Source organism: Pseudoalteromonas sp. MMG033 (genome assembly GCF_057197785.1).
Map to the genome: position 1 here is coordinate 24,759 of NZ_CM170070.1, position 16,496 is coordinate 41,254.

General features: G+C 41.9%; 14 protein-coding genes and 1 tRNA gene. 6 read left to right on the plus strand and 9 right to left on the minus strand.

Annotation, left to right across the window (positions count from 1 at the left end; all coding sequences use genetic code 11):
• Positions 1-77: 77 nt before the first annotated feature.
• From infB to AC2CZC_RS00120, 4 genes are all read right to left on the minus strand, one after another.
• Entirely contained in the window at positions 78-2,756 is a 2,679-nt protein-coding gene (gene infB / locus AC2CZC_RS00105) for a translation initiation factor IF-2 (RefSeq protein ID WP_484583375.1), read from the minus strand.
• Positions 2,757-2,782: 26 nt separating this feature from the next.
• Positions 2,783-4,282 (minus strand): transcription termination factor NusA, encoded by a 1,500-nt coding sequence (gene nusA / locus AC2CZC_RS00110; RefSeq protein ID WP_063361757.1) that lies wholly within the window; start codon positions 4,280-4,282, stop codon positions 2,783-2,785.
• 39 nt (positions 4,283-4,321) lie between these two features.
• On the minus strand, positions 4,322-4,777 hold the full coding sequence (rimP, locus tag AC2CZC_RS00115) for a ribosome maturation factor RimP (protein ID WP_063361758.1): 456 nt from the start codon (positions 4,775-4,777) through the stop codon (positions 4,322-4,324).
• A 260-nt stretch (positions 4,778-5,037) separates the two neighbouring features.
• Positions 5,038-5,114: transfer RNA gene (locus tag AC2CZC_RS00120), tRNA-Met, on the minus strand.
• Between the two features lie 204 nt (positions 5,115-5,318).
• On the opposite strand from AC2CZC_RS00120, the gene AC2CZC_RS00125 reads away from it, so the two are divergent.
• The 3 genes from AC2CZC_RS00125 (at position 5,319) to AC2CZC_RS00135 (ending at position 7,394) form a co-directional block, all read left to right on the plus strand.
• Positions 5,319-6,104: a delta-class carbonic anhydrase gene (locus AC2CZC_RS00125; RefSeq protein ID WP_484583376.1), complete on the plus strand. Its 786-nt coding sequence runs from the start codon at positions 5,319-5,321 to the stop codon at positions 6,102-6,104.
• 243 nt (positions 6,105-6,347) lie between these two features.
• Complete coding sequence (locus tag AC2CZC_RS00130) at positions 6,348-6,821, plus strand: globin (protein ID WP_063361760.1); 474 nt, start codon at positions 6,348-6,350, stop codon at positions 6,819-6,821.
• Between the two features lie 66 nt (positions 6,822-6,887).
• Positions 6,888-7,394 (plus strand): hypothetical protein, encoded by a 507-nt coding sequence (locus tag AC2CZC_RS00135; RefSeq protein WP_063361761.1) that lies wholly within the window; start codon positions 6,888-6,890, stop codon positions 7,392-7,394.
• Positions 7,395-7,438: 44 nt separating this feature from the next.
• Here AC2CZC_RS00135 and AC2CZC_RS00140 read toward each other — a convergent pair whose 3' ends face one another.
• The 3 genes from AC2CZC_RS00140 to dapE form a co-directional block, all read right to left on the minus strand.
• Positions 7,439-7,831: a DUF3019 domain-containing protein gene (locus tag AC2CZC_RS00140; protein WP_484583377.1), complete on the minus strand. Its 393-nt coding sequence runs from the start codon at positions 7,829-7,831 to the stop codon at positions 7,439-7,441.
• Positions 7,821-8,642 (minus strand): MipA/OmpV family protein, encoded by an 822-nt coding sequence (locus tag AC2CZC_RS00145; RefSeq protein ID WP_063361763.1) that lies wholly within the window; start codon positions 8,640-8,642, stop codon positions 7,821-7,823. The genes AC2CZC_RS00140 and AC2CZC_RS00145 overlap by 11 nt, the downstream gene beginning before the upstream one ends.
• 475 nt (positions 8,643-9,117) lie before the next feature.
• Positions 9,118-10,287 (minus strand): succinyl-diaminopimelate desuccinylase, encoded by a 1,170-nt coding sequence (gene dapE, locus AC2CZC_RS00150; protein WP_484583378.1) that lies wholly within the window; start codon positions 10,285-10,287, stop codon positions 9,118-9,120.
• A gap of 299 nt (positions 10,288-10,586) precedes the next feature.
• Between dapE and AC2CZC_RS00155 the strand changes: the two genes are divergently transcribed.
• Positions 10,587-11,237: an OmpW/AlkL family protein gene (locus tag AC2CZC_RS00155; RefSeq protein WP_081216446.1), complete on the plus strand. Its 651-nt coding sequence runs from the start codon at positions 10,587-10,589 to the stop codon at positions 11,235-11,237.
• A gap of 31 nt (positions 11,238-11,268) precedes the next feature.
• Here the strand turns inward: AC2CZC_RS00155 and AC2CZC_RS00160 are convergent, their stop codons facing one another.
• On the minus strand, positions 11,269-11,808 hold the full coding sequence (locus tag AC2CZC_RS00160; RefSeq protein WP_484583379.1) for a thioesterase family protein: 540 nt from the start codon (positions 11,806-11,808) through the stop codon (positions 11,269-11,271).
• Positions 11,809-11,973: 165 nt separating this feature from the next.
• On the opposite strand from AC2CZC_RS00160, the gene AC2CZC_RS00165 reads away from it, so the two are divergent.
• Positions 11,974-12,468: a hypothetical protein gene (locus AC2CZC_RS00165; protein WP_063361767.1), complete on the plus strand. Its 495-nt coding sequence runs from the start codon at positions 11,974-11,976 to the stop codon at positions 12,466-12,468.
• A gap of 16 nt (positions 12,469-12,484) precedes the next feature.
• Here AC2CZC_RS00165 and tyrR read toward each other — a convergent pair whose 3' ends face one another.
• Positions 12,485-14,041, minus strand: coding sequence for a transcriptional regulator TyrR (gene tyrR, locus AC2CZC_RS00170; protein ID WP_063361768.1), 1,557 nt, complete (start codon positions 14,039-14,041; stop codon positions 12,485-12,487).
• Positions 14,042-14,281: 240 nt separating this feature from the next.
• Here tyrR and AC2CZC_RS00175 point away from each other — a divergent pair, with 240 nt between their 5' ends.
• The gene (locus AC2CZC_RS00175; protein ID WP_484583380.1) at positions 14,282-16,489 is read left to right on the plus strand and encodes a CapA family protein; all 2,208 of its coding nucleotides are present in this window, start codon (positions 14,282-14,284) and stop codon (positions 16,487-16,489) included.
• Positions 16,490-16,496: the final 7 nt, after the last annotated feature.

Below are 16,496 nucleotides of genomic sequence, written 5' to 3' on the forward strand. Positions count from 1 at the left end.
TATGCTATAAAAATCCAAAAAACACAAACACAAATGGGGGCGAATGCCCCCATTTCAAGGTTTAGACCCTGCGAGAATTACAGTGAACGCTGTACTTCAACAGTTTCGAATACCTCAATTTGATCGCCAACTTTAACGTCGTTGTAGTTCTTAACGCCGATACCACATTCCATACCGTTACGAACTTCTTGTACATCATCTTTAAAGCGACGAAGTGACTCAAGTTCACCTTCGTAGATAACCACGTTTTCACGTAGTACACGAATTGGAGCGCTACGCTTAACGATACCTTCAGTTACCATACAACCAGCAACAGCACCAATCTTAGGCGATTTGAACACGTCACGTACTTCAGCAAGACCAATGATCTCTTGTTTGAACTCAGGCGCAAGCATACCAGCCATTGCTTGTTTCACTTCTTCGATCAGGTCGTAGATAACGCTGTAGTAACGAAGGTCAAGGTTTTCAGCTTCAATCACTTTACGTGCTGATGCATCCGCACGTACGTTGAAACCAACGATGATTGCATTTGAAGCCGCTGCAAGTGTTGCATCAGTTTCAGTGATACCACCAACACCGCTACCTACAATCTTCACTTTAACTTCGTCTGTAGACAACTTAGTTAGTGAATCAGAGATTGCTTCGATTGAACCTTGAACGTCTGCTTTAAGTACAACGTTAACTTCAGAAATATCGCCTTCAGTCATGTTAGTGAACATGTTTTCAAGCTTCGCTTTCTGCTGACGTGCAAGCTTCACTTCACGGAACTTGCCTTGACGATATAGAGCAACTTCACGTGCTTTACGCTCATCTTTAACAACCGTTGCTTCATCACCCGCCGCAGGTACACCTGAAAGACCTAAAATCTCTACAGGGATTGACGGACCAGCTTGTGAAATTTCTTTACCGTTTTCGTCTCTCATCGCACGAACACGACCATACTCAAGGCCACAAAGTACAATGTTACCTTGCTCTAGCGTACCGCCTTGTACAAGTACAGTAGCAACTGGGCCACGACCTTTATCTAGACGAGATTCGATAACAACACCTTGTGCCATACCTTCTTGAGGCGCTGTAAGCTCTAGTAGCTCAGCTTGCATCAAGATAGCTTCAAGTAAGTCGTCAATACCTAGACCTGTTTTCGCTGAGATATGAACAAACTGCGTATCACCACCCCACTCTTCTGGAATAACATCCAATTGAGCAAGCTCGTTTTTAACGCGATCTGGGTCGATACCCTCTTTATCCATTTTGTTTACAGCGATGATAAGCGGTACTTCAGCAGCTTTTGCGTGCTGCACAGCTTCTTTAGTCTGAGGCATTACACCATCATCAGCAGCTACAACTAGAACAACGATATCCGTTGCTTTTGCACCACGTGCACGCATTGATGTAAACGCCGCGTGTCCCGGAGTATCTAGGAACGTGATCATGTTACCGTCAGTTTCAACATGGTATGCACCAATGTGCTGCGTGATACCACCGGCTTCGCCGTCTGCTACTTTCGCTTTACGAATGTAGTCAAGCGTTGACGTCTTACCGTGGTCAACGTGACCCATAACAGTAACAACCGGCGCACGTGGACCAACACTTTCGTTGTCACTACGATCGTTTAATACTTTCTCTTCAAGTTCGTTCTCTTTAACAAGAACAACTTTATGACCCATTTCCTCTGCAACATACTGTGCAGTTTCTTGGTCAATAACCTGGTTAATCGTTACCATTTCACCAAGCTTCATCAGTGTTTTTACAACTTCAGCACCTTTCACAGCCATGCGTGATGCAAGCTCAGATACTGTAATTGTTTCACTGATGCGAACTTCTTGTTTAACTTCTGCCGCAGGCTTTTGGAAACCGTGCTGAAGAGAAGTAGGCGCTTTAAGCTTGCCTTTTTTACCACGTGACTGTGCGTTAGATTCGCCTTTCGCCTGTGGCTTTTTCTTTTTCTTACGACGTGCACTTTTCTCTTCACGTGCATCAGATTCATCTTCTGCTTCACGTGCATATGTAGAAGTCGTCATGTGGTGATCTGCAGAAGCTTCGCGTTTTTTGCGCTCTTCTTCTTCAGCTTTCCAACGTGCTTCATTCTCTTCCGCTAGACGACGAGCTTCTTCTGCTTGACGTTTTGCTTCTTCTTCAGCCTTTTTCACAGCTGCTGCTTCTGCTTCTGTACGAAGACGTTCTGCTTCGATTTTCTCTTGCTCTTGTTGGGCGCTATCCACTTCTTTACTCTGCTGTTCTTTCGCTTGACGTTCTGCTTCTGCTTTACGTTTGGCTTCTTCTTTAGCTTTGCGCTCAGCTTCCTCTTTGGCTTTTCGCTCTGCCTCCTGTTGGGCGTTGCGTTCAGCTTCTTCTTTCGCTTGTTGCTCAGCTTCTTGTTGAGCTTTCAATTCTGCTTCTTTGCGCGCAGCTTCCTCTGCAGCTAAGCGTTCTTGCTCTTTTTGCTGCTCGATTGCGCTCTTTTTAACGTAAGTGCGCTTTTTACGTACTTCTACCTGAACCGATTTAGCTTTACCAGTAGAACCAGTAACACTTAAGGTACTCTTGCTTTTACGCTGAAGAGTCATACGCTCAGGGCCATCTGAACCTGTGCCGCCATGTTGCTTGCTCAAGTGGTCAAGTAACTTGGCTTTCTCAGATTCACTTACCTGATCGCCTTTGGCTTTGGTGATCCCTGCATCTGTTAACTGCTGTAGTAATTTATCGACAGTTGTACCAATGTTCTCGGCTAGTTTTTCTATGCTCACTTCTGCCATGCTATGCGTTACCTCCCGTTAATAAACTACTCTTCACTAAACCAGCAAATATTACGTGCAGCCATAATAAAGTCGCCCGCTTGCTGTTCAGATAATTCAGTGATCTCAACTAATTCGTCGATACCCTGTTCTGCTAAATCTTCTAGGGTGATAACGCCTTTGCTCGCCATCACAAATGCTAAGTGACGATCTAAACCTTCTAAGTCTAGTAGGTCTTGAGCAGGTTCAGCACCTTCTAAAGACTCTTCATCACGAAGTGCTTTAGTTGTTAAAGCATCTTTTGCACGTTTACGTAACTCTTCAACTGTGTCTTCGTCTAGCCCCTGAATTTCAAGGAACTCAGCAACTGGCACGTATGCCACTTCTTCAAGCGTAGAGAAACCTTCGTTGATTAAAAACTCTGCAAAGTCATCATCAATATCTAGGTTGTCAGTAAATAGGCTGATCAGTTTATCAGATTCTTCAGCGTTTTTACGCTCCATATCTTCAACTGTCATTACGTTCAGTTCCCAACCAGTTAACTGGCTAGCAAGTCGAACGTTTTGCCCGTTACGGCCAATCGCTTGTGCAAGATTATCGGCTTCAACAGCAATTTCCATTGTACGTGTATCTTCATCCATCACAATTGATGCAACTTCTGCCGGAGCCATTGCATTAATTACGAACTGAGCTGGATTGTCGTCATATAGTACTATATCAACGCGCTCTCCGCCTAGCTCTGTAGATACTGCTTGTACACGTGCACCACGCATACCTACACATGCACCTACTGGGTCGATACGCTTGTCATTTGATTTAACCGCAATTTTTGCACGTGAACCAGGATCACGAGCTGCACCTTTGAGCTCGATCATCTCTTCACCAATCTCTGGTACCTCAATGCGGAATAATTCCATCAGCATCTCTGGCTTAGAGCGAGTAACAAATAATTGTGCGCCGCGCGCTTCAGGCTTCACTTCATACAATAGACCACGAACACGGTCACCTGGACGGAAGCTTTCACGTGGCAGCATATCTTCACGATAAATAACCGCTTCAGCATTGTTACCCAGATCAATCACAACTGTATCACGAGACGCTTTTTTCACTACGCCCGTAACAAGTTCACCTTTTTGATCTTTATATGCATCAACGACGAGTGCACGCTCAGCTTCACGTACTTTCTGTACGATAACTTGCTTTGCCATTTGAGTTGTAATGCGGTCAAACTGAATAGACTCAATTTGCTCTTCAACATAATCACCCAGTTGTAACTCTGGCTCTTCTACTTGTGCAGCTTCGATGGTAATTTCAGAATATGGATTTTCTAATGAACCATCTTCTAGCGGCTCTGCAACCTGCCAGCGACGGAACGTATCGTATTCACCCGTTTTCCTATCAATAGAAACGCGTACTTCAATTTCACCGTCATGTTTTTTCTTTGTTGCAGTCGCCAGTGCGAACTCTAACGCCTCAAAAATTTTCTCTCTTGGGACTGCTTTTTCGTTGGATACAGCTTCTGCAACCAACAAGATCTCTTTTGCCATAGGTTTTGCCTCGCTTGCCCTGGTCCTTCGCACTTAATCTTAAAATTTGGCGATGATATTAGCTCTCTCGACGTTGCTAAGCATAATGTGATGCTCATGTCCGTCGACAGTTAGCGTAATCATATCGCCTTTAACTGCTACTAGGTCGCCTTTAAAGTTGCGACGACCATCTTGTGGAAGTTTAGTGCGCAAACGCACCTCTTCACCTTGCGCGTCCTCATAGTGAGCTTGTTTGAATAATGGTCTATCCACACCCGGTGAAGACACTTCTAAGTTATATTCATTTGTAATGGGATCTTCTACATCCATAATCGCGCTAATTTGGCGACTTACTTCTGCACAATCGTCAACATTAATGCCATTCTCATGTTCAATGTACACTCTAAGTGTAGAATGACGACCTGCTTGTACAAACTCTAGACCGAGTAACTCAAAACCACACGCTTCAACAGCGGGCTCTAGCATTACGGTTAAATCTTGCTCGAGTTTTGACACAAATTACCTCCATACAAACAAAAAAAGGGCTCATGGCCCCATCAATTCAGCTGCATGTTCTTGGGCCTACATTGCTAATATCTAGCACCAGACACAACAACGCCCCGAACCAAGCGGGGCGTCACACCAAAAACAAACTGTGTGGCCAAAGGCCGTGCTTGGTTGCGGGCTGTACCAGCCTAAATTAAGCTGCGCTTAAACGCAAAACGCGCATTACCATGAATGCGCGACCTTTAAGAAATTTAGAAACTTCTTAATATTGGTTGCGGGAGCCGGATTTGAACCGACGACCTTCGGGTTATGAGCCCGACGAGCTACCAGGCTGCTCCATCCCGCGTCCACATGCAGCAATAAGCTGCTCAATTGGCGTGTATTATAGAGATTGTTCCATTAATACGCAACCACTAACTAGATAAATTACCCAGCCGTTCAAATACAGCTCAATTACCGATTTGTTCTTTAACAATCATTAACATATAGCGCTTGTACCTATTTTAGTTTTCTCTATACTTCACATTTCTTACAATTAGGAGACAATAAAATGAATAAAAGGTCATTTCAGGCAACAATCGCTGCACTTTCGACATTAATCTTTAGTGGTGTCGCTACAGCAAACTCATGTGCAAAAGCTGGCCCGCAAACCCCACGCGACATTGATAACCTAGCAGGTGAAAATAAGCGCATCTTCAGTCTCGCTCCCCCTTCATCACAAATGAATCTGTGTAATATTCACTTTCATAAAAATGCAGAACACAAAGCAAAAGACTTTTCAGTATTTGCGGGCGATGGAAAATACGGTGGCTATCAGTGTAATGCGACCTCTAGCCTTACACCTGCTGAACTAAAAGCACCAAAAGGCAAAGTATGTAAAAACGTCAAACCTGGTGACACTATCGAAGTACATTGGGTGCATAGCTCATGTGATGTCAAACCAGGCAAAGGCTTAGGTTCATGCCTTAATGAGCAATGTGCAAACCCAGATCTACGTGTAGAAACGCAAGTGTTCTTGGTCGTGAACGATGAAAATGCGCTTGATTTTAATGATTTAAGCTATGACGGAAATATCGTTAATGGTTATCACCAACCAAAGCATATCCCAAATACAACAGGTAAGCCGGTAGAGTTTTTAGGTTCTACAACTGGACCAAGCTACAACGACAAGCAATGCTCTCCTCTACAAGTGACTTGGAGCGTCCGCCCAGCTTGCGCTAAAATTGACATCAACAGTTTAGCCGAGTGGTGTGAAGATAACGTCTTTGAAGAAGATCACGCACATGGTATTAGACAGCTAGTTACTGATCCTAAACTATTGTCTCCTATCAAGTAAAATTAGTAAGTAGTGCAGAAATGAGTTGTTTTCATTTCTGCATTAGTGATAAATAAGTTTGCAATCATAAAAGTCTCGTGGCTATACTTAAGAAAAGTGTGCTTTTTAAACAAAATCGAAGCCGCACTATGAGTAATTACCCAAGTTTAATTTGTTTTGTTTGTTGTATCAGTTGAGTGATGACAAAGCAGATTTGATTAAAAACTTGAGCATGGATCCGCTCTAATCGTAATTGGAGCGATTATGAGTATTTCACCCTATCAATATCAACTGCTAAGTCAGTCATTTGCGACTATTAAACCTAACTTTCACTGCTTTTGTGTCAGTTTCAACCACCGCCTAAAGATGCATCCCATGTCGATGGTCATACCCAATGCCGAATCACAAATTCTGACAATCGAATATCAGTTACGAGCTTTTATCCAACAAAGCTTGATAAGAATGGCAAACCAAAAAGAACTGTGCCGATATATCACAGAAAATATCGCCACAATAAAATCACTGCGACCATCCGCATGTGATATCAGAATTTTGTGTAATTGCTTTTTAGATACCCTCAAAGTGCACCTTGGTAAGCAATTTACACTCGCAGTCAGAAATGCCTGGAAACGCGCTTTGCATATCGTTGCAAATGTGCTGAAGGCGGAGCTATTTGGCATGTCAAATATTGTTTACTTAGATCAAATTAGACAACAAAAGCAAATCGGCCATTCCTGAAGTTATGATGACAATCAAAGCATGAATGAGTAGACTGGACCTAAATTAGGATAATTAGGTGAGTTTATGAAACGTATCGCTGTTTTAATGGGTTTGAGTGTATTTTTTACCACTGGATGTGATGTATTTGAAAACTCTAAAGCCCAAATAGAAGCGCAGTATTTGTCGGAAAACCAAGAGCTTCAAGCTGTTATCGAGCAGATCCGAGAGCAAGGACTCGAAGCCATGGCACAAAGCGCACAAGCAGGTACTATGGCCAGCTGTGTAGCGAGCAAACTTGATGGTGACCCGATGGGTGCCTTGGTTGAAGTAGAAGGTGCACTACAAGATGGGGCAAGCGTCGCGGAATTAGCAAATTCAATTGCCAGTTTAACAGAACAAGAGATCAGCTTGGAAAGTATACCGGAGTTGTTAAAAGCTGGCGCCGAGACAGTGACCTATCTGAAAACTCTATTGCAAACTTATGACTTAGCTGAGCTTCAAACACAGTTCGCAACATTACTAGAACAAGGTCAAACAAAAACTGAAGACATCGGCACCCACTTACGTGGACTAATAGAGCAGTGTAATTAAATACAACGGTGGACATATATAACGCATGGCCACCGCTTTTCAGACTAGAAAAGACGCCAGCGTCTTTTCTTAGTGCGTACCTTGTGTACCCAATTTACCTCAATTGTGGTCACTGCTAAAACATCACTATGTGCTTTAGCTATTAACTCATAGCTCACACTCTCTACAGACCCAAAATTCAATGTGTATGTAAAGCTATCAGTATTAGCCCAACATTGTAAAATGCGTTTAGATTCGCTTTCTCTAAGGCAATAATCCCCCGCGGCTGGTGCTGATATATCAAATACCACGTCAGCGTAGCAGGTACGTCCTTGGTTCAGCGCAACACATTTAGTTGGTGATGCATTTAATATTCCTTTACGCGTTTCGTTAGCCATTGACTCAGTTGACAAAGCACTAACCAAAACCATAATTACCCAAGCAAATCTAAAATACATACTTCACTCCAGTAAAAAATACTCGAGCATAGTTTGAATCAATCAGTGGACTACTTTTCACACCGCCTGAGCCAACCAAAATTGAAGCGCCTGCACTGTAAACCCAATCCTGCGCGATAGGATAATTAACTTGAGTTTGAACAAATGCTGTCGCGCCATCTCCGGCAGTAAAACCATACAAATAATCATTTACTTCTGAAGGCGATACACCATAAAAGTAGTTGTTGAAATTTTGAGAGTAATAGTTAGCGCCAAAGTTCAGCCAAAGATCCCAATTGCGTAACTCAAAATTACGCGTCGCTTCGATATGAAAAACCCATCCATTCGAGTCACCAAACACATCATAGACTAATTCAGCAACGGCTAAAAACTCTCCAATGTTTCGATAATAAGCAAGACCTATGGACTGGTCTACTTTACGGCGATTAATCGTTTTTAACTCTTCAACTCTATCATCTTCGTTTGAATAATAACCTGTATCTGAGAATGGGATTTGATAATTGCCAAAAATCGCATCTAACCCCCAATCCTCCTCTTGAATCAACTGATAGCCTAAATCGGAACCACCAAAAAAATCTCCCGAATGTGTATTCAGATAGAATTGTTTGTATTGGATTTTGGCATCTATCAAAGGAGAGAGGGAAGAAAATTCATTTTTGGCGCCAATTAGCTTTGGTAGTTTAGTATTGACATAAAAAGCACCTACACTTAACTGCCATTCAAAGTCATCTTCATCATACCAAGGCTCAGCATGTGCTTTACTTGCAACAGCCATACACATTGCAAGCAGCACTGACGTTATTTTTTTCATTACTTATTATCTTTATTGCGCATTTGTGCCGAATTCAATTCCAGATCATACCTGAGCATTTCTCATACAACAAGTAAACATTAAAACCAATTACACCAAGCTTTTACGCAAAATGGCGTTGCTGGCTGTGTAAGTACTTTACCCAATTACATGTCAACAAGAAGAAAAGCAATATCATGCAAAATTAAGCTTCCTATATGACACATCGCCACAGTGTACTGAGGTATAAGTAGGATATAATAGGTCGAAAGAATTTACCTAAAAATTAGCGATGATAATTACTCAATTCGATAATGCCGATAACACGATAAAAAAGTTGCGTTATTTATATTTTTAGAACAACTCTTTTCTCACGGAAAAATAACCACAAGGCACAGTGACTTCTTCGTACAATACAGATAATAGTTCTCATTATGCTATGGTGAGTATCGTATAAATATCAGTGCATTCACTTTCTTTATAAACAAATACGCAGTTACTCACTAAAATAAGCATACAAGACCCGCTTATATATTTGCTCAATTGAGAGTAAATCAGTGATAGAAATATGTTCATTAACTTGATGTATTGATTCATTTTTTACGCCACATTCCACTACTTGTGTATGCTCATTAGCAAAAAAGCGGCCATCTGATGTGCCACCAGCGGTGCTAAGCGCAGGGTATTGTCCCAACTCTTCAGCAATGACGTTTTCTATTAAAGATAAAAAGCAATTATTTTGCTTTTTGCCAGTATAAAATGACTCGCAAGGGCGCTCCCAAGAAATATCAATATCAGCGTCAAAACACTCAACAAGCGCAGTCAGCCTCTGACAAATATCACCACTTTTATAGCTGTGACTATATCTCACATTAAATGTCACCTCGCATGCTGCGGGGACCAAATTATCAACGATATCAGGCACCGTTACCCCTGTTACCTGAAGCGTCGTTTTAGAACCAGGTTCATCCAAAGACCAGTTTAAGTGTGATAACTGGGTTACCAACTCACCTGCAATATGCGCTGCATTGACTGTAAATTCAGGATAGGCAACATGACCTGCTTTGCCATTTATAATAAATCGGCCGGAAATTGCGCCTCTTCGACCATTTTTTATGGTATCCCCTACTAGTTTATGCGACGTTGGCTCACCAACCAAACAAGCATCCAATACCACCCCTTTTTGCTTTAAATACTCTGCAATAAGGACAGAGCCATCAGTTGCTTCACCTTCTTCATCTGATGTGATCAGCCAATAAAATGAACCAATTTTTTTATTGCTTGATTGACAAAAATCTATGGTTGCATTGAGCATGGCCGCCACCGAGCCCTTCATATCTGCAGCGCCTCGACCATAAATAATATCATCCACAATCTCAGCCGAAAATGGGTCAACCGCCCAGCCTTCAGATGTAGCAGGGACAACATCCACATGCCCGGAATAAGCCAAAACGGGCCCATCGCCAAAATGCTTATAGGCAATTAAATTTTTTACCCCATTAGATTCAATCAGGTCCACCTCAAAATCACATTTGTGTAATTGCTTTTGTAAAAATGCGATGGTCCCTGCATCACAAGGCGTAATTGAACGGGCTCTAATCAAATGTTGTAAGTGCTCTATAACTGAAGGGATAGTTTGAACGCCCGTTTGAAGAGGTTGTGGCATGCTTCATCACCAAAAAACTATTTTCTTCATTAAACGTGCTAAAAGTGTCCAATTTATGTCGAGTAAATTGCACATTTATTACTAATCACCCACGCCCAAAAACGACTCTTAGATTACACAGCGAAAAAATACAGCAAATTTTCAACACAAAACGCTATAAAAACTTATCCCAAATCAAACTTTCAAATATTTCTGAAAGATGAAAAGTCAAATTTGATCTAGAACAGTTTTTTAATTGTCGGAGCCCTTACTATAGAGCCATTAAAGAGAACCAACTGGTATAGGTTCAGGAGATGAAAATGAATAAACTAACAGCTGCTTTAATTTCAACTTTATTAGTAACAGCACCACTCGCTCATGCACAATTTAGCGTTAACGTAGGTGCGATTCATGTAAACCCAATTGATACAGCATCAGCGATTAATGAAAATAGAGCTCTGGGGCTATCAGCAGATTCTGACACACAATTAGGTATCACATTCGACTACCACTACAATGATAACATCGTATTTGAATTAGTCGCAGCAACGCCATTTTCTCATACTGTGCAAGGCGAAGGAGGCTTAGCAGGGAATGACATTGCTAAGATTAAACACTTGCCACCGACACTTTTAGCGCAGTACCACTTCTTTGACAAGAGTGCCAAATTACGTCCATTCATTGGTGCGGGTTTAAACTATACAGTCTTCTTCGATGAAGAACCGAGTGCAGCATTAAAGCAGACGCTAGGTACAGATGATGTAAAAGTCGACTTAGATAGTTCATTTGGATTAGCATTACAGCTAGGTTTGAATTATGAAATCAATGACAAATGGGGCTTGCATGTGATGGTGTCGAAAATGGATATCGACACAGATGCAACCGTTTATGCAAATGGTAGCCAAGCGCTTACTTCTGATGTTGAAATTGACCCATTTGTAGCGATGATTGGTGCTAAGTACAAGTTCTAATATTCGAAATAGATTTCTCAATCTTGGCCACTTATGTGGCCTTTTTATTGTTTGCTTTTTTCTGTTCCAGCATTTCTTTCCAATGCACAATTTCGTTGGGCAGCTCAGGCTGTTCCCCTTTAAACTCTGCAAGGTCTAATAAATCTTCAACCGCAACGATACCTTTTCGACTTTTAAATACGCCTCTGACGTAAGCAATAGCATGTAAGCCTTTTTCAGAATGAAACTTTTGCTCTATATAAAAGTACTTATGATCCCAACCTACCACGCGCGTCGTCACTGAAAACTTTTGCATAGGTTTAATGTCGCGAATATAAGTGATCGCTGTGGCATTTACGATAGGAAACCATTTTCTTTTGAGGATTTTATTGAGCAAGCCTACTCGCTCGGTCATCCAAGTTCTAGCAATGTCCATCATTGCCAAATAACGTGAATTTGTTAGGTGTAGATTGATATCACAGTCCGTTGGTAAGGCTCTAAAGTCAATGCTTGTTGGATCCAACATCCCTTCATAAGTTTTATTTTGTTTAATTTTCCAAAACAGAAGCAATAAGCGAAAATATAAATTCATGTTCCAATTGGTCTAACCAGTAATTTGTCTTGCCAGTGTATCATAGCCTTTAATTGCAACAAGCGTGTTCAGTTATATATTTAATGACTTGTTAAATTTTGAGCAACTTGCTTTATGTTATAAACTGAATTAAGTTTTCTTTATCTTCAAGATAAGTGTTTATTTATGAATAATATATTCAAACTTGGCTTATTCATCACAGCGCTGAGTTTCAGTGATCATGTACTTGCTAACTTTGACTTGTCCGGGAAAGGGGTTGTTACTTACCCAACTGGCATCACAAAAGATTTTGACTTTGGTTTTGGCTGGCAAGCATCAGACAAAAAATTCCGTATTGGCAAAAAAGCCTATTCAATGTCTCAACTTCCTGAGTCGTACTCTATTGCTTTGACCTTAAGTAAAGACGATTCTAGAGTTTGGATCCAAGAGTTTAACGCTGGCTATATTGAAGCCTTTCAATGGCAAATTGGTAAAAATAAACTAGAGCTAGCAAAGAAAGAGTTTAAAACCCCAGTGAAAGGGAATTATGTGCTTACGCTCAATAATGTTGATTACTTTTTAAGTAGAAATAATGTCAGTATTGACGTGCATTTTGATGATTCTGGTGTCAAACATGTTCGCTTGGAAGGCGTCACGAGAAGTATGGGCACCAAGAAGTAGGCGCCCAGAAAACACTTTATACCTTAACAGTTTTTCTATTGATGCCATATTCGCGTAGCTTGTTTGCTACCGCAGTATGGCTCAGACCTAAGCGCTTCGCTAACTGTCTTGAGCTTGGATAAGCAGGATAAAGCTTTCTCAATAACGTTGCTTCAAAACGTTTAACGGCTTGCTCAAGCGTGCCTTCAAAGTCCGATTCCAAATAACCTAAGTCATGTGTAAAGGTTGGCAATTGCATATTTTCAATACGAAGCTCTTTATCATCTAATAAGGACACTGCGCGATAGATAGCATTTTCCAGCTGGCGTACGTTACCAGGCCACGGGTATTGCTCTAAAAACTCAAGGCACTCAGGGTGTAAAGAAGGAACTGCTTGACCATTTTGCTGTGCATATTTTTGAATAAAATGCTCTGCCAATGGCTTAACATCCGCTTTGCGATCTCTCAGTGGTGCTATTTCTAAGGTTAAAACATTGATGCGATAGTAGAGATCTTCTCTAAATCCGCCTTCTTGTACCATGGCAGGCAAGTCTTTTTGAGTCGCGGCTATTATGCGAACATTCACTTTAACTTCGTTTTCGTCGCCCACCTTTCTAAAGGTGCCATCTTGTAAAAAACGCAGTAACTTTGTCTGTAACTGTTCAGACATTTCACCGACTTCATCAAGAAACACGGTACCACCATCCGCTTGTTCTAAAACACCGCGTTTTGACGGTACTTGCTCATCAAAGCTTGCGTAGCCGAACAGTTCAGACTCAGCAACATCATCAGGCAATGACGCACAAGACAAAGCAATGAAAGGTTTTAACGAGCGGTTTGATGCATAGTGACATGCTCTTGCTAGTAACTCTTTTCCGGTTCCTGTCTCGCCAGTAATTAAGATAGGCGCCTCTAACTGCGCCATTTTGCGCGCTTCACGCACCACACGTCGCATCGCAGTGCTTTGGTTATGTATGGTTGCAAAACTTTCCTGTCCATAACGTCTAAACGCGCTTACTTGCTGGCCTAAACGGCTTTGAGACTTAATATTGATGACCGCACCAGCCAAAACATCTCCCTCAGTAGCCTGAGGCACAGAAATAGGCAGTATGTCTGCAATAAAATCTTCTCCAGCAACTTCTACACGTGTTGTTTGTCCCAACACTTCACTACCTTCTAACCAACGCGTAAAGTTAAAACCTTTCAATAGCAAGTTGATGCTGGTGCCAATCACTTCATCGAGTGATAAGTTTAAGTCTCTACATGCAGCATCATTACAATGCCTCACGCCACCTTTTGCATCAATAGAAATGACCCCGTCAGGTAAAGCACTTAATAACGTATTGAGTTCATTATGCTCACGCTCAGAAGGCAAAAACGCCGTAGTGCGAACATCTTCAACACCATCAATTAATCGAATTTCAGGCATGATTTTCTGAAACTGTTCAAACTCAATGGGGGGAAAGCTCACATACATACGGCAATTTACCGAGTCAACTTCAATCCCCTTTAAATCAACTCGATAGTTAACCAATATATTGAGTATTTCTTGTGCAATACCAATACGGTCGGCGCAATGAATCTCTAAACGCATCTGTTCCTCAAAACGGTTTTTTACCTCTGGCCGGATCATACTCTAAGAATAGTCTTCAGCCTAGCAAATTGTAAACATTTTTGGACAGATATTTTCTAAGTCATAATTAATAATAATGACCTATAATAAACACATGATATTTAAGATGTTTAATTCAGAATAAATGATTGCAAGTCGTTCAGCACACACTTTATAATACTAAATAATTAAATAATGTTAATATAAATGGTGGGAGAGCCAATGAAAGCAAAAAAACTAGCTGTAGTTCTAACATCCATTTTTCTTAGCGCTTGCTCCGTTGAAGACCCTTATGAGACGGGGCCAACCGAATCTCAGCAAGCTGAACAAACCGAGCAAGACAAACAGCAAAACGAATCGCTGCAATGGCAGATCAACATTGCTGATGCGTCAAATAATAATGTCACCGATGCGACAGTCGTTATTGCAGGCAATACCTACCAATCCAATAGCAGCGGTGTTATTTCTATACCCACTTTAAAACCCGGTAATTACAGTATTTCGGTTTTCAAAGAAGGGTTTGAGCCTTTACTCACCACAGTACAGGTATCCAGTGCCAATACACAGCTCAATTTGCGCTTAGTCGCCAAACCCGAGGGCGCAATCACCTTATTTTTTGCAGGTGATACCATGTTTGGTAGACGCTATATGGACCCAAGTTTAACCACTATGGGCAATTCGGTACCAGATGTTGAAGGCGCACTCATTCGCGCGAGCACAGCGGCTCAAAATGCCATTGAGATCACGCAATATATTAAGCCCTTAGTTGAACATGCAGATTTTTCATCAGTTAACCTAGAGACCCCAATTCTAGATACTCCCACCAGTGTTCACCCAACCAAAGAGTTTGCTTTTTTCTCCTTGCCTGAAACATTGCAAGGGCTCACAGAAATTGGCGTCGATTATGTCGCTTTAGGTAACAATCACGTTTATGATTATTTGCAGCCTGGCTTAGCAGATACCATCAAATATGTATCAGAGGCTGGCTTACTGTACAGTGGCGTAGGCAACAACAACACTGAAGCTTATGCCCCCTTAATTACCTCGGTAAACGGGTTTTCACTTGGGCTCGTCTCTGCAACATCCATTACTGGTGATGACAACCCCATTAATTATATTGCCGAGGAGCAAAAAGGCGGTGCAGCAGATCTCACCCAAAGCCAGCAAGCGACTTCGGCCGTAGAGCAAGCAATCGCACAAAGTGATTATGCCATTGCACAGCTACATGGCGGTGACGAATACTCATATGCACCCACGCGTTACATTAGTAATCGATTTAATTTACTCAGTGAGCTAAAACCTGACTTACTGATTGCGCACCATCCTCACGTTGCACAAGGTTTCAGCCTGCAAAACGACACCCCCGTGTTACTCGGATTAGGTAACTTTGTATTTGAACAGAACCGGATCGAAACCTTGCTCGGTGTCGCTGTAACATTGGAGGTAATGCCAAATGCAACCCCCAAAACCACACGCGCTCGGGCTTACCCTATTTACCTAGAAGACTATCGACCTAAATTAGTCACTGGTTTTTTAAGTGACTACCTCATGAGACGACTTGGTGAGTTCTCTCAAGGCGGTGTTTCAGTCATTCCTCGTACTGGTTATGCGGAAATCGACTTTTATAATAGCCGTACACCAAATCTTGTAGAAACCGCTCAGATCTCACTCAGCGCAGGTCAGCATATTGTTGATTTAAGAGAGTTTGTACCGAGTAATGCCTTTTTGACTAAGGTATCATCCAGCGGTTCTGCAGTACTAAAATTAGGTAGAGACTTGATGTTATTTGGTGACTTTGAAGATTGGGATAACGATGACACATTTGGTGAGGTTTCTCGTTGGGAAAATGACAGCGAAAATATCACTCCATGCTTAACTGGCGCACGCAGTGGCAAACAAGCCATGTGCCTAGTTCGTACCCAGTTCGACAATAGGCCTTTACGTATGCCCTTTAAACATACGATTCGCACTATGCCAATTACCCCCAATGAATCTACATTGCTGGCATATCATGACATGAGCCTTTATGGATACAATAAAGGAATGAACGCCGGTGCACTGGATGTTGAACTCTCCATCACGACATCGGAAGACAACCTGCACTTCTCAGAGCAAACCATTCGCCTTGCTGAGCCTGGGGAATATAATTGGCGCAAGTTTGAATATAGCTTTTCACTACCTGACGATACAAATACGCTTGGCCCTGAGCAGCTACCCGCTCGTGCAGTTAAATTAGCCGTTGTACATTCGCCGCCAGATGATGGCGAAGCAACGCTCATCTTAGATGACTTAGCCCTTATATCATGGCAAAAAGATATCTCGTTGTCCGATAACGTTTGGCAAAGCAATGCCATTCATGGGCTCGACTTTTTACATGTCACAACACAACAGGACGTTACCTTATCTTTTGAGTTTTCAGCATTTGACTAGGTAGCTT